The organism is Mycetocola sp., assembly GCF_025464835.1.
In the GTDB taxonomy this organism is placed as follows: domain Bacteria; phylum Actinomycetota; class Actinomycetes; order Actinomycetales; family Microbacteriaceae; genus Mycetocola_A.
This window is the reverse complement of sequence record NZ_JAODMP010000052.1, coordinates 14,102-33,484: the sequence shown is the minus strand read 5'-3', so window position 1 is coordinate 33,484 and position 19,383 is coordinate 14,102. Positions and strand designations below refer to the sequence as shown.

Here is a 19,383-nt window from a genome sequence, read left to right as displayed (position 1 = left end):
TAAGTACTGGGGTGTGCGTCCATTGTATTGGGCGCTCGCAACAGCCGACTCTCCCGCCGGTACAGTTGGAAGAGTGACCGATACCTCCTTGCGTCCCTGGCTGGCCAACTACGCACCGGATGTTCCGCACGACATCCCGGAGCAGAACGGATGCCTCGGCAACCTGGTCGACGCATCCGCTGAGTCGAACCCTTCGCTTGTCGCACTGGAGTTCTTCGGGGTGACCACCACATACCGCCAGCTACAGCACGCCATCAACCGTGTCGCTGAGGGCCTGCGTTCGCTCGGCGTGAAGAAGGGCGACCCGGTCGCCGTCGTGCTGCCGAACTGCCCGGAACACATCGTCGCCTTCTACGCCATCCTCCGCCTCGGCGCGATCGTGGTCGAGCACAACCCGCTGTACACCCCGCGGGAACTCCGGCACCAGTTCGAAGACCACCAGGCCAAGGTGGCGATCGTCTGGGACAAGGTCGTCGCCACTGTTCAGGATTTCCCCGGCGACATCGCCGTGACGTCGCTGGTCGCGGTCAACATCACCCGGTCGATGCCCTTGCGGACGCGTCTGGCGCTCCGGTTGCCGGTGGCGAAAGCTCGCGAGTCACGCGCCGCACTCACCGCGGGCACGAAGGACACGATCAGCTGGGCCACGCTGAGCGCCTCACGCACGATCGAGCCGACCCACCCCCGCCCCGAGTCGACGGATGTCGCGATTCTGCAGTACACCTCGGGAACGACAGGCATGCCGAAGGGTGCCGTGCTCACCCATGCCAATCTGCTGGCCAACGCCGTGCAGGCGCGGGCATGGACGCCGACCATCACCCACGCGGGGTGCACGATCTACGCCGTGCTACCGATGTTCCACGCGTACGGGCTGACGCTGTGCCTGACCTTCGCCATGAGTCTCGGCGCACGCCTCGTGTTGTTCCCCAAATTCGACCCGGACCTCGTGCTCAAGGCAGCCGCCAAGCATCCGCCCACCTTCCTGCCCGCCGTGCCTCCGATCGCGGAGAAACTGCTGGCCAGAGCGAAAGAAAAGGGCGTCTCACTGCAGGGTCTCGAGATCGGGATCACCGGCGCCATGGCGCTGCCGCACGAGCTGGTGGTTCCGTTCGAGGAGGCGACAGGGGGCTACCTCATCGAGGGGTACGGCCTCAGCGAATGCTCCCCCGTGCTCATGGCCAACCCGGTATCGGAGCGGCGCAAGCCCGGCACGGTCGGGCTGCCCATCCCCGGGACCGAGATCCGGGTCGTGGACCCGGAGAACCCATCCGTCGATGTGGAACCGGGCATGCCTGGTGAGTTGATCGTGCGCGGACCGCAGGTGTTCTCCGGTTATTACCGCAAACCGGAGGAGACGAGCGCTGCCTTCGTCGACGGGAACTGGTTCCGCACCGGTGACATCGTGACGATGGACGCGGACGGGTACGTCAGCGTCGTCGACCGGATCAAGGAACTCATCATCACGGGCGGCTTCAACGTCGCGCCGACCGAGGTGGAGAACGCCCTGCGCCTGCACCCCGCCATCCAGGACGTCGCTGTTGTCGGGATGCCCAGCGCGCATTCCGGGGAGGATGTGGTTGCCGCGGTCGTTCTGCGGCCGGGCGAGAAGCTGGACCGTGAATCCATCCGCCAGTTCGCGCGCGACAACCTCACGCCGTACAAGGTTCCGCGTCGTATCGTCGCTATCGACGAGCTCCCGAAGTCGCTCATCGGCAAGGTCCTCCGCAAGCAGGTGCGAGACATCCTCCTGCAGAAAGAAACCGGACGCCAGGGCGACATCCTGCGCTGATTACGGCCGCGAGACACCTAAAACGGCTCCCTGATCTGGCGCAACGCCAGTTCTGGGAGCCGTTTCTGGTATCTCGCCGGATCTGCAGCTGGCGTCAGGGGGTCGCGTCGTCGAGCGCGGCGGGGCCCTCGGTGACGAGCAGCGCGAACTGGGCGGCGTCGATGATCCGCAGGCCCAGCTCCTCGGCCTTGCCAAGCTTCGACCCTGCCCCAGGCCCGGCGGCGACGAAGTCCGTCTTCTTCGACACGCTGGACGCGGCCTTTCCGCCGGCCGCGATGATCGCCTCCTGAGCTCCCTCTCGAGAGAATCCCTCGAGCGAGCCCGTGGCGACGACGGTGATCCCGGCGAGCACACCACCGCCGTCACCTGCCGCACCCGGCCCAGGGTGCCCCGGCGTAGCAAACTGCACCCCAGCAGCTGTCCATTGCTCGATGATCTGGCGGTGCCAGTCGACCTGGAACCAGTCGAGAACGGCGTCGGCGATGATTCCTCCGACACCGTCCGTCTCGGCCAGCTCTTCGCGGCTCGCCGACCGGATGGCATCCACCGACCCGAAGTAGTCGGCGAGGGCCCGCGCGGCGACCGGACCGACGTGACGGATGCTGAGGGAGACGAGGATCCGCCACAGCGGTTTCGTCTTCGCTTTCTGAAGGTTTCGGAGAAGCTCGACGGCGCCCTTCGACGGCACGGAGCTTGCGTCGCCGGAGAACTCCGAAGCGTCCGGGTCGTACGGTCCGTCGGTTTTCACGTTCCGCTTGCGCCGGAACGGGGTGACACGCTTCGCCTCGCCGTCACTGCCGAGCTTGGGCAGCCCGGTTTCGAAGTCGAAGACGGTCACGGTCACCGGGAAGAGATCCTCGATGGTGAGGTCGAACAGTCCGGCTTCGGAGACGTCGCCGTTCGCGTCGGCGAGCGGCGCGGACGCCGGTTCGAGCGGCTGGGTGAGCGCCGCGGCAGCGACTTCACCGAGCCCCTCGACGTCGAGAGCACCCCGGGATCCGATGTGCTCGACCCTGCCGCGTACCTGCGCCGGGCAGGAACGAGAGTTCGGGCAACGCAGGTCCTTGTCGCCTTCTTTCGCCGGTCGAAGCGGAGTGCCGCACGACGGGCAGTTCTCAGGCATCACGAATGCGCGCTCGGTGCCGTCCCGAAGTTCGACGACGGGCCCGAGGATTTCGGGGATGACATCGCCCGCCTTGCGGAGGACGACGGTGTCGCCGATGAGGATGCCCTTCGCTTTCACGACGTCCTGGTTGTGGAGCGTCGCCTGGCTCACCGTCGAACCGGCGACGCGCACGGGCTCCACCTGGGCGAACGGCGTCGCACGCCCGGTACGCCCAAGGCTCACAACGATGTCAAGGAGTTTTGTGTTCACCTGCTCTGGCGGGTATTTGAAGGCCGTCGCCCAGCGGGGGGCCCGGCTGGTGGCCCCGAGTTCGTCATGAAGCGCGAGCTCGTCGACCTTGACGACGATGCCGTCGATCTCGTGCTCGACGCTCCCACGATGCTCGCCGTAATGTTCGATGAAACCGACCACACCGTCGATGGAGTCGAAGACACGGAAATGGCTCGATGTGGGGAGCCCCCAGTCCTTCAGGAGCGCGTACACCTCGGACTGAGCCGACACCGGGGGGTTCGGCCAGGTGCCGATGCCGTGGACGAGCATGCGCAGCCGGCCGAGTCGGTTCTCCATGAGCTTTCGCTGGGCAGCATTCTTGCTCTCCGCCTTCTGGCGCAGGCTGCCGCTGGCCGCGTTGCGGGGGTTCGCGAACACTTTCTCGCCAGCAGCCAGCTGAAGCTCGTTGAGCTCACGGAATGATTCGACCGGGAAGAATATCTCACCTCGCACCTCCACCAGCGGAGGATGGCCGGACCCGGCGAGACGGGTTGGGATGGAGCGAATGGCGGCGATGTTCTCGGTGACGTCTTCACCGACGACGCCGTCACCACGGGTGGCAGCGCTGACGAGCCGGCCGTTCTCGTAGCGCAGGTTGACCGCGAGCCCGTCGATCTTGAGCTCGGTGAGGTAGTGCACCGGCCTGGCCGAGGCGCGCTCCACCCGCTCGCTCCACCCGCGCAATTCATCGGCAGAGAAAACGTTGTCGAGGCTGAGCATCCGTTCCGCGTGGGTCACCGGGTCGAACAGCGACGCCTGCGCACGACCGCCAACGGTCTGTGTCGGGCTGTCCTGACCCTGCAGCTCGGGGAACAAATGCTCGATCAGTTCGAGCCTGCGCATCATGGCGTCGTACTCGGCGTCGGAGACGAGGGGCGCGTTCTGCTCGTAGTACGCGTCGCGTAATTCGAGGATGCGGGATGTCAGCGCGGCCGCCTCAGCGGCCGCTTTCTCGAGGTCTTTCGGTGTCGACTGCGGTGCAGCGATTTCGTAGTCGGTGGTCTCTGTCACCCGCCCAGTCTAGGGACTGCCACCGACGCCGGTGAGGGGGTGGCGCGCGGCGAGCCCACCACGCCTCAGGCGCTGCCCGGCCTGTTCCTGCGTCAGGAGACGGGCGTCGGGACGGCGCTCACGGTACGGTCGATGGTGCACTGGCCGAGCACTCGTGTGCCGACGTAGACCACGGCGGTCTGCCCAGGGGCGACCCCATCGAGCGGGTTCCCTGGCCGGATCATCAACTCGGGCTCCCCGGTCTCGGCGTGCGGCTGCACGACCGCGACGGCTGGGACAGGGTCCGCGTGTGCACGGATCTGCACGTCGCAGTCGAAGGCGACGTCGGGATGCTCCGGCGCGAGTCCCGCCCAGGTGAACCGGGACCCGGCGATCTCGGCGATGGCGAGGGCTTCCTTGGGTCCGACGACGACCTGGTTGGTCTTCGGGCGCACTTCGAGGACGAATCGGGGGCGGCCGTCCGGGTCAGGGACGCCGAGGTTCAGCCCCCGTCTCTGACCGACGGTGAAGGCGGCAGCACCCTCGTGTGAGCCGACGACCGAGCCGTCCCGGTCGAGGATCTCCCCCTTCTCGGCGCCGACCCGCTCAGCAAGCCAGCCGCGCGTGTCTCCGTCCGGGATGAAGCAGATGTCGTGGCTGTCCGGTTTGTTCGCGACGCTGAATCCGCGGGCAGCGGCTTCGGCACGCACCTCGGCTTTCGACGGGGTCGCGCCGAGCGGGAACATCGAATGGGCGATCTGCTCGGCCGTGAGCACTCCGAGCACGTAACTCTGGTCCTTGGCCCAGGCGCTCGCGCGGTGCAGTTCGCGGTTTCCGGCGGGATCCGTCACGATCGTCGCGTAGTGGCCGGTGCAGACCGCGTCGAAGCCGAGGTCGATGGCCTTCTCGAGCAGGGCGGCGAACTTGATCTTCTCGTTGCACCGCATGCACGGGTTGGGGGTACGGCCGGCGGCGTACTCGGCGATGAAGTCGTCGACGACGTCGAGCTTGAACCGCTCAGAGAAGTCCCACACGTAGTACGGGATCCCGATGATGTTGGCGGCCCGCTGCGCGTCCATCGAGTCCTCGATGGTGCAACAGCCGCGGCTGCCCGTGCGCAGCGTGCCGGGCATCCGGCTGAGGGCGAGATGGACACCGACGACGTCGTGGCCGGCTTCGACCGCGCGTGCCGCCGCGACTGCGGAGTCGACTCCGCCGGACATTGCTGCTAAAACCTTCACCCGAGAAGTGTACGCGCCGCTTGCTGGAGAACGTCTGCGGATCAGGCCCCGAGCGTGGTCGTGCGGTCGGCGAACCCCGCCCTGGATGCCTGGGTGTACGCTCCGGGCAGGGCGGCGAGAAGCGCGTCGATGTCGTCCTCTGTCGTGGTGTGCCCGAGCGTCACCCGGAGGGCGCCGCGAGCCTCGAGTTCGCTCCGGCCCATCGCACGGAGTACGTGGGACGGTTCGGGGATGCCCGCCTGGCACGCGGATCCGGTGGAGACCGAGACCCCGGCCATGTCGAGCAGAAACAGCAGGGAGTCGCCCTCACAGCCGGCGAAGGCGACGTGGACGTTCCCCGGGAGCCTGCCGTCTCCGGGCAGGCCGTTCAGCCGCGCGGCAGGAACGGCGGTGAGGATGCCGTCGATCAGGCGGTCCCGGAGCGCGGCAAGGCGGACGGCTTCTCCGGCGCGATTCCGTGTGGTGAAGGTGGCGGCCACCGCGAAGGAGACAGCACCGGCGACATCCTGGGTTCCCGAACGCACCTGCCGCTGCTGACCGCCGCCATGCAACAGCGGTTCGACGCTGGCTGATCGGGAGAGGACGAGCGCGCCCACCCCGACAGGGCCTCCGATCTTGTGCGCGGAGACACTCATCGCGACGAGCCCGGCGCCGCCCACGCTGCCCGATGCGTCTCGGACGGCGCGGAAGTTCGTGTCCAGGTACCCGTACGCGGCGACGGCGTCGACGTGAACGGGCACCCCGTGCGCGGCGGCGAGCGCCGAGATCTCCGTCACCGGCTGGATCGTGCCCACCTCGTTGTTCGCCCACAGCAGGGTCACCATCGCGACCCGATCGCCGTAGCGGGTGAGGGCGGCCTCCACGTCGTCGGCGTGCACCAGCCCGTCGTCGTCGAGCGGCAACCAGCCGACCTCGGCTCCTTCGTGCTGCTCCAGCCACTCCAGCGTGTCGATGGTGGCGTGGTGTTCGCCGCCAGGGGCGAGGATCACCGGCCGGGCGCCGCCGCGGTTACGCGACCACCAGATGCCTTTGATCGCCAGGTTCACCGCTTCGGTTCCCCCGGACGTGAGGACGACTTCGATCGGGTCACAGCCGAGGGTCGCGGCGACCTGCTCCCGCGCTTCCTCAAGCATCCGCTTCGCCGCCTGGCCCTGCGAATGGATGGAGGCGGGATTCCCCACGACACCGAGCGCTTCTGCGTATGCGCGGATCGCGTCGGGAAGCATCGGCGTCGTCGCCGCGTGATCGAGATAGACGACCATCCCACTCCTTTTCCGCCGGTACGCGCACGCTGTGCGCACAAACTACTCTAGAACGCATGACCCCAGCCGATCCCCTGCACGACCTCGGCGTGCGGATCACGTCACACGGCGGAGAGTTGAGGGTCTGGTCGGCGGGCGCCGAGTCGATGGAACTTGTGATCTTCGACGACACCGACCCGAACTGGATGACCAGGATGGTCCCGATGCACAAAGGACCGGACTCCGTGTGGGTGGGTCGTTCCCGTACCCTCCGGGTGGGGACCCGTTACGCAATCCGTGCCTCAGGTCCTTCGTCTCCGACGTCGGCGTTCAACCCGGCACAGCTGCTGATCGATCCGTACGCCCGCGGCCTCGTCCGCGTCAGCGCCGGGCAGTACCGCTCCGCCGTCGTCGACACCGCTTTCGACTGGGGAGATGTCCCCAAGCCGGCCGTGCCCCTCGACCGGACGGTGATCTACGAAGCCCACACCAAAGGGATTTCCAAGCTCAACCGGCACGTCCCGGAGCCGCTGCGCGGCAGTTATGCCGGGCTCGCGCACGAAGCATCCATCGGGTACCTCACTGACCTCGGCGTCACCACGGTTGAGCTGCTCCCCGTTCATGCCTTCGTCTCCGAGCAGCGCCTTCTCCGGCAGGGGCTGACCAACTACTGGGGCTACAACACCCTCAACTTCTTCACACCGCATGCACCGTACGCCTCGAGGTCGGCGCAGTCAGAGGGTCCGGCCGCGATCCTCCGGGAATTCAAGGGCATGGTGCGCCTGCTGCACGAAGCCGGCATCGAGGTGATCCTCGACGTGGTCTACAACCACACGGCCGAGGAGGGCAGGGGCGGGCCAACCACGAGCCTGAGGGGTCTCGACAACGACGCGTACTACCGCCAGACCGAAGACGGCGATTACATCGACGTCACCGGATGCGGCAACAGCCTCAACACGTCTCATCCGGCGGCGCACCGCCTGGTGATGGACTCTCTGCGGTACTGGGCCAACGAAGTGCAGGTCGACGGTTTCCGGTTCGACCTCGCCGTGACGCTCGGCCGTGATGAGAAGCACGAATACTCCCCCGAACACCCGCTGCTCACCGAGATCATCTCCGACCCGGCGCTCGCCGGGGTGAAAATGATCTCCGAACCGTGGGATGTCGGCATGGGCGGGTGGCAGACCGGCAACTTCCAGACCGGCTGGATCGACTGGAACGACCGTTACCGTGACCGGGCGCGGAACTTCTGGCTCTCCGACGTCGACTATGCGAGGCGGGCGAGCGCCGCGCCGGTCGGGATCGGCGGGTTCGCCACGCGGCTGGCCGGGTCCTCGAACACGTTCTCCGAGGAACGCGGGCCATTGGCATCCATCAATCTCGTGACAGCACACGACGGGTTCACCCTCGCCGACCTCGTCTCGTACGACGTGAAGCACAACGTCGGCAACGGCGAGTCCAACCGCGACGGAACAGACAACAACCGTTCGTTCAACCACGGCGCTGAGGGGCCGACCACAGACGAAACGATCCTCGCCGCCCGCCGCAGGGCGATGCGGAACCTGCTCGGGACGCTGCTGATGTCGGCAGGGGTCCCGATGATCACCGCAGGTGACGAGTACGGCCGCAGCCAGCAAGGCAACAACAACGCATACTGCCACGACTCCGAACTGACCTGGCTCAGCTTCGCGGTCGACAAGTGGCAGCACAATCTTCACGCGCACGCTCGTCGCCTGATCGAGCTGCGACGTGAGAATCCGGCGCTCAGGCCTGTACGGTTCGGCCGGCCGGAGGAAGTGGTGCCGAGCTCGAGCCAGATGGACTGGTACGACCAATCCGGCCACATGATGAGCGACGACGACTGGACCAACGCCCAGAACCGCACCCTGCAGTATGTGGCTGCGAGCACCCCTGAGATCGAGGCATTCAACAGGATTCTGCTCATCGTGCATGGCGTCGAATCCGGGACCACAGTGACCCTGCCCCATCACGACGGGGTCGTCCGCTACGACCTACTCTGGAACAGCGAGGATGAGACGCCACTGACGGAAATCTCCTCGTTCGTTCCTGGCGACACCGTCGACGTGGAGCCGACGTCGATGCAATTGTTCCGGGCGTTCTCCGAGGACTAGCGATGACGAAGAAGAACTCGGCGGGTACGCCGGCGACGGCAACCCTCACCTCCCTCGGGGTCTGGTTCGCTCCGCATACGTACGAGCACCAGCCTGGCACCGCCGGGTATGGCCTCGAAGCCGCCGAGGCGCTCGGGGTCGAGGCGAACCGGGTGTTCAAAACCCTTCTGGCCGACGCCGATGGGATGCTCGTGGTGGCGATCGTTCCGGTGAGCGGCCAGCTCGACCTCAAAGCCCTCGCCACCGCTGTCGGAGCCAAACGTGCCGGCATGGCCGACCCGGCACTCGCCGAACGGAAGAGCGGTTATGTCGTTGGCGGGATCAGTCCGATCGGCCAGAAAACACGGCTTCGCACCGTCCTCGACGAATCAGCTGCTGAGTTTGCCACGGTTTTCGTCTCGGGTGGTCGCCGTGGTTTCGACATCGAACTCGACCCGACCGATCTCCTCAGCGTGACCGGTGGGGCGCTCGCGGCGATCAGCCGAAGCTGACCGCGCGATATCAGGCGACCGCGATCAGACCCAGTTCGGCCGGGCTGACGAGAACGGCGTTGCTCGGTACAACGCGCACGCTGTAGCCGAACCCGCCTGGCCGGCCGAGGCTCACGGTGCCGGCGAAGAGCCACTCCCCGGACTCGGATGCTTCGGCTTCTTCGTCCGGGAGCAGATCCGCCGTCTGGACGTCCTTCAGATCATCACCGTTCACGGTGCTGCGGCCGTACACGACCTGCACCGAGACGTCGTCGGGGGTCAGGCCGCCGAGCCGGACGGATGCCCGCAGGTGCAACTCGTCGCCGACCTGCGGCGCAACATCCAGCCCGCCGGACTCCACATGGGCGATCGAGACACCGGGCCAGGCATCCGTCACCCGCGACTTCCATTCGGCGAGACGGCGGGCCTCCCGGAACCCGTCGTTGCGCAGCAGCGATGTGCTGTCGAACGCCGGACGGTAGAGGTTGTTGACGTACTCGCCGACCATCCGGTCTGCGCTCAGCCGAGGTGAGAGGGTCGACAGGGTGTGACGGATGCGACGAAGCCAGTCAGAAGGAACACCGTCGGAATCGCGCTCATAGAAGCGGGGGGCAATCTGGTGCTCGATCAGGTCGTACATCGACTCCGCTTCACGGCGGTCGCGTTCCTCGGCGTCCTCGGTGACCGCCGAGGGGATCGCCCAGCCGTTGTCGCCGTCGAAGAACTCGTTCCACCAGCCGTCGAGGATCGACAGGTTGAGCACGCCGTTGAGCGCCGCTTTCATTCCGGAGGTCCCGCAGGCTTCGAGCGGGCGCAACGGGTTGTTGAGCCAGACATCGGTGCCAGGGTAGAGCTTCTGTGCCATCGAGATGTCGTAGTTGGGCAGGAAGACGATCCGCTCACGGACGGCTGGGTCTTTCGCGAATTCGACGACCTTCTGAATGAGCCTCTTGCCCTCGATGTCTGCCGGGTGGGACTTACCGGCGATCACGATCTGCACGGGGCGTTCCGGGTGCAGCAGGAGAGCCCGCAGACGCTCGGTGTCGTGGAGCATGAGCGTGAGGCGTTTGTAGGTGGGGACCCGTCGGGCGAAACCGATCGTCAGTACCCTCGGGTCCAGCACGGTATCGATCCACTCGGGGGCGATCCCACCGGGGTTCTGCGCAAGCCAGGCCCGTTTCAGCCGGGCGCGGGCATCCCACACCAGTTCCTGTCTCATCGAATTGCGGACCGACCAGAGCTCCGAGTCGCTCACTGCCGTCGACGCCCAGTCAGCATTGGCCGTGTCGGAAGTGCCGAGGTTGCGGGTCGCGAGTTCGGTCAGTTGCGGTGCCGTCCAGGTGGCAGGGTGCACACCGTTGGTCACAGAGCCGATGGGTACGTCGTCGATGTCGAACCCAGGCCAGAGTGCGCTGAACATGCGTCGGCTCACATCGCCGTGCAGCTGAGAGACTCCATTCGCCCGCTGGCCGAGCCGAAGTCCCATCACCGCCATGTTGAAGGCGCCGTCCGAACCGGCGCCGGGCTCCCGCCCGAGCGCCAGCACATCATCGACGGATACCCCCGGCATCAGCTCCGTCTCAAAGTACCGGCGGATCAGCCCCGAGTCGAAGCGGTCGATGCCTGCAGGCACCGGGGTGTGTGTGGTGAAGACGGTGCCGGCGCGCACAACCTGGAGTGCCTCCGCGAAGCTCAGGCCGCCACGGATCAGATCGCCGATCCGTTCGATGCCGAGGAAACCGGCGTGGCCCTCATTGGTATGGAAGACACGCGGAGGGCGCACCCCTGTGCGTTCAGCCCAGGCGCTGATCGCCCGGACCCCGCCGATGCCCAGCAGAAGTTCCTGGTGCAGCCGGTGTTCCTCGGAGCCGCCGTAGAGCCGGTCGGTGACGTGGCACAGCTCCTCGCTGTTCTCCGGAATGTCCGAATCGAGCAGCAGTAGGGTTACCCGCCCGACCCTGCCGAGCCAGATCCGGGCGCTGAGCACCTGGTCGTCCGGCAGGGACAGCGTGACGATGACCGGGCTGCCGTCCGGCTGGCGGAGCACTTGCAACGGGAGACCGTCCGGATCGAGCACCGGGTAGGTCTCCTGCTGCCAGCCGTCGGGCGAGAGAGCCTGGCTGAAGTAGCCGGAGCGGTAGAACAGACCGACAGCCACGAGCGGGACGCCGAGGTCTGATGCGCTCTTCAGGTGGTCGCCGGCGAGGATCCCGAGACCACCCGAGTACTGCGGAAGAGCGGCGGCGATGCCGAACTCCGGCGAGAAGTACGCGATGAGCTCAGGCTTGTCGCCCTCGAGTCCCTGGTACCAGCGCGGTTCGGAGAGATAACGGGAGAGGTCATCGCTCAACGCGTTCGCCCGGTGCACGAAACTGTCGTCAGACGCCAGCTCGTCGATCCGCTGCTGGCTGATCTGACCGAACAGGCTGATCGGATCGTGCTGGAACTCACGCCACGCATCAGGTGCGATCTCGGAGAACAGTTCCTGCGTCGGCCCGTGCCAGGCCCACCTCAGGTTCCCGGCCAGATGCTCAAGGGCAGCCAGCCGCTCGGGGAGCGCAGGGCGCACGGTAAATCGTCTAATCGCCTTCACGGGGTTCAGCCTAGGCGAGCAGGGTCGATCGCTGGGCATCCCGGCCCTTTATTGGCCCGGCGGCGTTTACGCAAGGCACCGACGTGCGGGGCGGATTCGCGGTACGGTCGGGTTTGTGGCTAAGAAAGCATCCAGCGCAACGTCCAGGCCTTCGAAGGCCGTCGCGGCGCAGTCCAACTCGAGCACAACACCCGGCATAGGCAGAATCCCCGTGCTCGGCCTCTCCCCTGTCGTCTCCTGTGGACGCTGGCCCGCCCGCGGGTTCGTGGGCGAGGTGCTCCCCTTCCGGGCAACGGCGTTCCGAGAGGGGCACGACGCGATCGGGGTGGAGCTGCTGCTCACTGATCCGTCGGGGGCCACGTCACGGCATCCGATGACGCTGAAGACCGTCGGCCTCGACGACTACGAGGCGCTCGCCCAGGTGACAGCGCCTGGCACCTGGCGCTTCCGTGTGCGGGCGTACGCCGACGACTTCGAAACCTGGCACCACAATGCCGCCATCAAGATCCCCGCCGGGATCGATGTCGAGCTGATGTTCACCATCGGCGCCCAGCTCCTGCAGCGCGCGGCTGCCGAGAAGTCCCGGCCGGCCGCAGAACGCAGCTACCTGTCGGCGAAGGCTGCAGAGCTGGCAGCGACGGATGCTCCGCTCGAGAACCGCACGCGGGTCCTCGACGACGAGCGTCTTCACGAGATCGCCAGGGCGCGGCCGATGACAAGCCTGTCGAGTGAATCGGAGGAAGCCTCGGTTCGGGTCGAACGCGCCGCCGCCGGGGTGGGATCCTGGTACGAATTCTTTCCCCGGTCAGAAGGCGCGAAGCAGAACGCAGACGGCTCCTGGCAATCGGGCTCCTTCCGCACCGCAGCCGGGCGTCTCGCCGGGGTCGCGGCCATGGGTTTCGACGTCGTCTACCTTCCCCCGATCCACCCGATCGGGTCCGCCTTCCGCAAGGGAAAGAACAACACACTGAATCCGGGGCCGCACGACCCCGGATCACCGTGGGCGATCGGGTCGGCCGAAGGCGGGCACGACGCCATCCACCCGGAACTCGGAACCGTCGACGACTTCCGTTATTTCCTCGGCCAGGCCGCTGAGAACAACATCGAGATCGCCATCGACCTGGCATTACAGGCGTCCCCCGACCACCCCTGGGTCACCGAACACCCGGAATGGTTCACAACGCTTCCTGACGGCACCATCGCGTACGCCGAAAACCCGCCGAAGAAGTATCAGGACATCTACCCGGTCAACTTCGATAACGACCCTGAAGGCATCCGTGCCGAGGTGCTTCGGATCGTGCGGTACTGGGTCTCGGTCGGGGTGAAGATCTTCCGCGTCGACAACCCGCATACCAAACCTGTGGAGTTCTGGGAATGGCTCATCGCCACCGTCAACGCCGAGGACCCTGACGTCGTCTTCCTGGCTGAGGCGTTCACCCGCCCGGCGATGATGCAGGCTCTTGCCCGGGTCGGCTTCCAGCAGAGCTACACCTATTTCACCTGGCGAAACACCAAGGAGGAACTCGAGGAGTTCTTCACGAGCATCAGCTCGGAGACGGCGGATTTCCTCCGGCCGAACCTCTTCGTGAACACGCCGGACATCCTCACCGAGTATCTCCAGTTCGGCGGGCCTGCGGCGTTCACCATTCGGGCGGCGCTTGCTGCGACGGCCGCTCCGGTCTGGGGCGTCTACTCCGGCTTCGAGCTCTTCGAGAACGTCGCGCGCCCAGGTGCCGAAGAGAACATCGACAACGAAAAGTACGAGTACAAGCCGAGGGACTTCGCCGCAGCGGATGCCGCTGGCGCGTCGTTGTCGCTTTACCTCGGCATGCTCAACCGGATCCGCGCGGAGCACCCGGCACTCCGGCAGTTGAGGAATCTGCACCTGCACACAAGTGACGATGACTCGATCATCGTCTACAGCAAACACCTCGACGCCGGTTTCACCGGAACCGGGCAAGCGGACACGATCCTCGTGGTGGCCAATGTCGACCCGCACTCCGTCCGAGAGACGACGGTTCACATCGACAGTTCAGCGTTCGGCATCGCGCCGGGAACCCCGTACCGGGTCACCGATCTCATCACCGGAGCCAGCTGGCAGTGGGGCGAACACAACTTCGTTCGCCTCGACGCCTTCACCGAACCGGTACACATCTTCCACGTCCAGGAGGCCACCTCGTGACCGATCCCACGAAGCCCGCAGCGGGAGCGTCAGCGCCCGCTGCCAAGACTCCGCCAACGTCATCAGCACCCTCGGCTTCTCCGTCGATGCCGGCAGCGCCTTCGCCGTCGGCGATCGCCGCCGAAGCCACCCTGAGCGCACCCGAGCTGTCGGAGCATGTCCTCGGCGCGGTCTCCACCGGGTCGTACCACGACCCGCACTCCGTGCTGGGGCAGCACCCGGTCGGGAACAACACCATCCTGCGAACATTGCGGCCACTTGCCGAGAGCGTCACCGCCGTCCTGGCAGGCGGCGAGAGAGTCGAACTCAGCCACCTGTACAACGGCATCTGGCAGGGTGAGCACTCCTCCGCCTTCCCGGACTACTCCGTGGAGGCCGACTACGGCGACGGAGTGGTGTGGAGCACAGACGACCCATACCGGTTCAGCCCGACGATCGGGGAACTCGACCTCCACCTCATCGGTGAAGGCAGGCACGAAGAACTCTGGGAAGCTCTCGGCGCCCATCTCGTCGAGCACTCAGCGGGCGGCGCCCCCGTCGCCGGCACTTCCTTCACCGTCTGGGCACCCCACGCGCAAGCGGTACGGGTGCTCGGAGAGTTCAACGGCTGGGACGGCCGACTCCACGCCCTCCGTAACATGGGCCCGACCGGCGTCTGGGAGCTCTTCGTTCCCGGGCTCGAAGCGGGGACGCTCTACAAGTTCGAGCTGCTCGGGGCGGACGGAACCTGGGTGACACGTGCAGACCCGATGGCCCGGTTCACCGAGACGCCACCGCTGACGGCCTCCGTTGTCGGAACCTCCAGCCACGAGTGGGCGGATGCCGCGTGGATGGAACATCGCGCTGCGACGAACCCGCACGACGGGCCGATGAGCATCTACGAGATGCACCTCGGATCGTGGCGGCCGGGGCTCGGCTACCGTGACATCGCCGACCCGCTCATCGAATACCTTCGGGCGCTCAACTTCACGCACGTGGAGTTCATGCCGCTGGCGGAACATCCGTACGGCGGTTCGTGGGGCTACCAGATCACCGGGTACTTCGCACCGACCAGCCGTTTCGGGCACCCTGACGACCTCAAGTACCTGATCGACCGCCTGCACCAGGCCGGCATCGGCGTGCTCATGGACTGGGTCCCCGGCCACTTCGCCACCGACGAGTGGGCACTCGCCCGTTTCGACGGGCAGGCGCTCTACGAGCATCCAGATCCTCGCCGTGGTGAGCACAAGGACTGGGGCACATACATCTTCGATTTCGGCAACAGCCAGGTGCGGAACTTCCTCGTCGCGAACGCGCTGTACTGGCTCGAGGAGTTCCACGTGGACGGCCTGCGGGTCGACGCCGTCGCCTCGATGCTCTATCTCGACTATTCCCGCGAAGAGGGCGAGTGGTACCCGAACGTGCACGGCGGCCGGGAGAACCTCGAGGCGATCAGCCTGCTGCAGGAGGCCAACGCCACCGCGTACAAGCGCAACCCCGGCGTCGTGATGATCGCCGAGGAATCCACGAGCTGGCCCGGCGTCACCGCGCCGACCTCCGGCGGGGGGCTCGGGTTCGGCATCAAGTGGAACATGGGCTGGATGCACGACTCGCTGCAGTACATCAAGCACGACCCGATGTACCGCTCATACCACCACGGTGAACTCACGTTCAGCTTCGTCTACGCGTTCAGCGAGAACTTCCTGCTGCCGATCAGCCACGACGAGGTCGTGCACGGCAAAGGCTCACTGCTCTCCCGAATGCCAGGCGACCACTGGCAGAAGCTCGCGAATCTGCGGCTCTTTCTCGCATTCATGTGGGCTCACCCGGGCAAACAGCTGCTGTTTATGGGGCAGGAGTTCGGCCAGCCGTCCGAATGGTCTGAGGCCCGCGGCCTCGACTGGTGGATCCTGGACCAGCCGAGCCACCAGGGACTGTTCAGCCTTGTCGGTCAACTCAACAACCTGTACGGCGAGAACGCCGCGCTCTGGGCCCGTGACAACGACCCCGGCGGGTTCGAGCTCATCGACGGCGGAGACGCGGCGCACAGCGTCGTCTCGTTCCTGCGCCGCGACCACGACGGCAACGAGATCATCGCGCTCTTCAACTTCTCGGGCGCGCCGGTCGGGCCGTACCGGGTGGGGCTGCCGGCATCGGGGGACTGGGAAGAGATCCTCAACACGGATGCCGCCGAGTTCGGTGGCTCCGGCGTCGGCAACTTCGGAACCGTCGTCGCCGTCGACCAGCCGTGGGCGGGCCGGCCGGCATCCGCTCAGCTGACCCTGCCACCGCTCGGTGGTCTCTGGCTCCGCCGCCGCTGACGGCGGTAAACGCGAAATCACCCGTCCCGGACCGAAACACCTGAATCGCCAGGTGAATCCGTCCGGGACGGGTGATTTCGTTGCTCGCCTCTAGAAGAGCAGGTTCGTCAGCCGGGCCCGAGCGCGCATGACACGTGGGTCATCGAGGCCAGCCACTTCGAACAGCTCGAGGAGGCGGGTGCGGATCGTGTTGCGGTCGTCGGCATCCGCGGTTTCAAACCTTGTCAGGAGGCGATCGAACGCATCCTCGACGTGTCCGCCTGAAAGATCGAGGTCTGCGACGTCGAGCTGCGCGTTCAGGTCGTCAGGGTTCGCCGCTGCCGCCGCCCGGATCTGATCGATCGTCTTTCCCCGGAGCCGGTGCAGCAGGCTCACCTGTGCAAGCCCCGCAACGGCCATCTTGTCTGTGGGGTTCTGAGCGATAGCGGTCTCGTACGCGGTGATCGCTCGCGGGTAATCGCCCTGCTCGATCGCCTCGTACGCTTCAGCGTGCAACGGGGGCAGCGGCGGTTCCACGGGTTCAGCGTCCTCGGCAGCGGCTGAGGCGGATGCCGAACCGGTGATGCCGCTCTGTGCGGCGGCCTGGAGGACCTGTTCGAGAACCTGGCGTACCTGGTCCTCAGGGAGGGCTCCGGCGAACAGCTGAAGGGGCCTGCCGCCGACGAGGGCTACCGCAGCGGGCACGGACTGCACCTGGAAGGCCTGCCGAAGCTGCACGTTGACGGTGACATCCACCGTCACGAGCAGGAGACGCCCGCCGTAGCTCTCCACGATCTGGCTGAGCCCCTTCGTCGGCGTACCGGCGAAGAGGTCGACGAGGACGGGGACCTGCATCGACAGGTCGAGGAACTGGCTGAAGTTCGCGTCAGACCCCTCGAGCACGAGGCTGGGAACCTCGACGGTGCCGCCCTGGGCTGGGGCCACCCCGGGGCCGCCGGGAGCAGCGGGCGCGCCGGCACCCGGGGCGCCAGGTGCGGTCCCCCGGTTCACCAGGCTGGACAGGTCGATGGCGCCGCGGAGGTGTTCGGCGGCAGGCTGGCTCGCGCTCATCACAGTTGAACCGCCTTGGTCAGGGCCTGGCTGAACCCGAGCAGTCGGATGGTGTCCGAACTTCCCGCAGGCGGTACGTAGAACAACAACTGGTCCGTGTAGGTCGACTGCACACCCTTCTCCGTTTCTGTCACGCCGCTCAACGCCGAAATGGCGCCAGCGGGTTCGATCTTTGCACCGGTGTCGACCGGCTTGACGACCTCGTTCTCGACGATGTCGACCGCGACGATGGCACCCGACTCGTTGGTCGCCAGTGCGACAGGAGCGTCCGCGCCTGCAGCTGCGGAGAACTCGATCGTGGCCGTTGTCGGGAGTTCGGCCTTCTTCGCCTGCCGGTCGGCCGCGATCGCGGTTCGCAGCGAGTCGCCCTCAGGGTCGAACAGGTCGAAGTGCGCGCTCTGGTCACCGTTGGTGATGACGTCTGCATAGGCTTCAGCGAGCTGGTTCGGCTGGAGGATCTGGAACGTCGACTCCGGTGGGAGCCGCGCCGCTCCGATCGTCGCCGGGGCGACATCAGGGATCTGAGCGTCGGGTTCGAGCCGCACGGCGGACTGAACGAGGTAGTTGGAGCGGGGGTCCTCTTGCACGAGGACGAGCGCGGTCGGGGCGACGGAGGCGTCCGTTTCGTCACTCACCACGGTCAGCACCGTTCGTGGCCAGGTCTCGGTCGCCTCGGGCAACGTGAGCCCGCCAGCGGATGCCGGAATCGGAGTCGGCTGCGCATAATCGGGGAGTTTCTCGCGGATCGCGTAGTTCGCGGCTCGCTCATCGAGTGCCGGACCGGTGAACCGGGTCGCGGCGAGCGTCGCGTCGCGTGCGGCATCCGCATCGAGCGCGACACCGGAGATCCGGGTGACGATCCGCTCGAGTTGCGGCGACGACACGGCGGGCTTCGGCTGCTCCATCTCGGGGAGGATGTCAGTCGGCGTCGGCGTCGGGGTCACCTGGCCGGTGCCGGAGAAGTCGGGCCAGGAACTGGCGGAGCATCCGGTCAGCGCGAGCGCGGAAACCAGCGTGAGCGGAACGATCGCGACCATCGACTTGCGGATCGAGCGCTTGCGCTTGGGCGCGCTTCCGTGCTGCTTGTCTGACTTGTAACGGGACGGTTTCGGCACCTTCGGCATCTTCTCCATTGCGGGACCGGCGGAGACGCTCTTGCGACGTGGGCCGCGTGACCGACGCATGTTCTGGATGCCGAGGAGGTAGAGCACCAGCCCGATCAGCAGAAGCAGGATTCCTCCAACGATCAGCGGGCCGGCCCACGGCGTCGCGTTGTCCAGCGGCCACGACACTTCAACACGGTTTGGCGCGGGATCTGTCCCGTTCGAGGCGAGGATGACGCTGACGTCTTCGGGAACGTTGATCGTCTGGACCAGAGCACCCTCTTCGGAGTACTCAGCAAGCCAGAGGTCTGAGCCGGCGGGATCAGCACGTGCATCGAGTGCCGCCTGGTCTTCCTCTGCCGGCGATTCGGCATCTGCCTCTGGGGTGACCTCGTCGCTCTTCGCCGGCTCGGGGGTGACGACGGATGCTCTCAGGCTGTCGTTCTCGGTGTCGACCGTCAGCGTGTTGTACGGCGAATCACCCAGCCACGCCAGGACGTCCGCCGTGCGCCCGTAGGCGAGAAAGACGTCATCGGAGCCCGAGACCGTCAGCGACTGCTGACCGGGTTGTTCCGTGAGTTCCTCCCCGCTGATGACGGTGTACGGCAGGTCACCCTTGACCGTCGTGTCGACGGCGTAGGTGGACGGGCCGAGAAAGATCGTGTGTTGGGCGATGCCCAGCACGATCATGGCCGCGGCGACCACAAACGCCAATATCGCGAGAACGAAGCGCACTACATCTCCTTCGGGGCCGCGACCGCAGGGGCGGTGCACCCGGATTTGCTCGGAAATCCGGGCCGGTCGCAACAGGACAGACGTTTCACAGTAGTCGAAATGCCTGAGAGGGCGCTTAACACGGTAGCGGATGCGCTCCGATGCGGCGTCTTCCCCACCGA

At 66.4% G+C, this 19,383-nt stretch carries 11 protein-coding genes; 5 read left to right on the top strand and 6 right to left on the bottom strand.

Translation table 11 applies throughout. From position 1 onward, the window contains the following. Positions 1-73 precede the first annotated feature (73 nt). Positions 74-1,789, top strand: coding sequence for a long-chain-fatty-acid--CoA ligase (locus JWP90_RS06610; protein WP_297361411.1), 1,716 nt, complete (start codon positions 74-76; stop codon positions 1,787-1,789). 94 nt (positions 1,790-1,883) lie between these two features. On the opposite strand, the gene ligA is transcribed toward JWP90_RS06610, so the two are convergent. From ligA to JWP90_RS06595, 3 genes are all read right to left on the bottom strand, one after another. Further along, positions 1,884-4,196: an NAD-dependent DNA ligase LigA gene (gene ligA, locus JWP90_RS06605; RefSeq protein WP_297361408.1), complete on the bottom strand. Its 2,313-nt coding sequence runs from the start codon at positions 4,194-4,196 to the stop codon at positions 1,884-1,886. Positions 4,197-4,288: 92 nt separating this feature from the next. Next, entirely contained in the window at positions 4,289-5,416 is a 1,128-nt protein-coding gene (gene mnmA, locus JWP90_RS06600) for a tRNA 2-thiouridine(34) synthase MnmA (RefSeq protein WP_297361405.1), read from the bottom strand. Positions 5,417-5,457: 41 nt separating this feature from the next. Next, a complete protein-coding gene (locus JWP90_RS06595; protein ID WP_297361403.1) occupies positions 5,458-6,678 on the bottom strand; it encodes a cysteine desulfurase family protein in 1,221 nt (406 codons plus the stop codon). Positions 6,679-6,734: 56 nt separating this feature from the next. Between JWP90_RS06595 and glgX the strand changes: the two genes are divergently transcribed. Together glgX and ybaK are read left to right on the top strand one after the other, a co-directional pair. Then, on the top strand, positions 6,735-8,789 hold the full coding sequence (glgX, locus tag JWP90_RS06590; protein ID WP_297361400.1) for a glycogen debranching protein GlgX: 2,055 nt from the start codon (positions 6,735-6,737) through the stop codon (positions 8,787-8,789). 2 nt (positions 8,790-8,791) lie between these two features. Next, complete coding sequence (ybaK, locus tag JWP90_RS06585) at positions 8,792-9,280, top strand: Cys-tRNA(Pro) deacylase (protein WP_297361396.1); 489 nt, start codon at positions 8,792-8,794, stop codon at positions 9,278-9,280. Positions 9,281-9,290: 10 nt separating this feature from the next. On the opposite strand, the gene glgP is transcribed toward ybaK, so the two are convergent. Then, positions 9,291-11,852: an alpha-glucan family phosphorylase gene (gene glgP, locus JWP90_RS06580; RefSeq protein WP_297361393.1), complete on the bottom strand. Its 2,562-nt coding sequence runs from the start codon at positions 11,850-11,852 to the stop codon at positions 9,291-9,293. 211 nt (positions 11,853-12,063) lie between these two features. Here glgP and JWP90_RS06575 point away from each other — a divergent pair, with 211 nt between their 5' ends. Then, positions 12,064-14,034, top strand: coding sequence for a maltotransferase domain-containing protein (locus JWP90_RS06575; protein WP_297361455.1), 1,971 nt, complete (start codon positions 12,064-12,066; stop codon positions 14,032-14,034). Between the two features lie 86 nt (positions 14,035-14,120). Continuing rightward, on the top strand, positions 14,121-16,334 hold the full coding sequence (gene glgB / locus JWP90_RS06570) for a 1,4-alpha-glucan branching protein GlgB (protein WP_297361453.1): 2,214 nt from the start codon (positions 14,121-14,123) through the stop codon (positions 16,332-16,334). Between the two features lie 90 nt (positions 16,335-16,424). Here glgB and JWP90_RS06565 read toward each other — a convergent pair whose 3' ends face one another. After that, the gene (locus tag JWP90_RS06565) at positions 16,425-17,384 is read right to left on the bottom strand and encodes a tetratricopeptide repeat protein (RefSeq protein ID WP_297361390.1); all 960 of its coding nucleotides are present in this window, start codon (positions 17,382-17,384) and stop codon (positions 16,425-16,427) included. After that, on the bottom strand, positions 17,384-19,222 hold the full coding sequence (locus tag JWP90_RS06560; RefSeq protein ID WP_297361387.1) for a hypothetical protein: 1,839 nt from the start codon (positions 19,220-19,222) through the stop codon (positions 17,384-17,386). Before JWP90_RS06560 ends, JWP90_RS06565 begins: the two co-directional genes overlap by 1 nt. Positions 19,223-19,383: the final 161 nt, after the last annotated feature.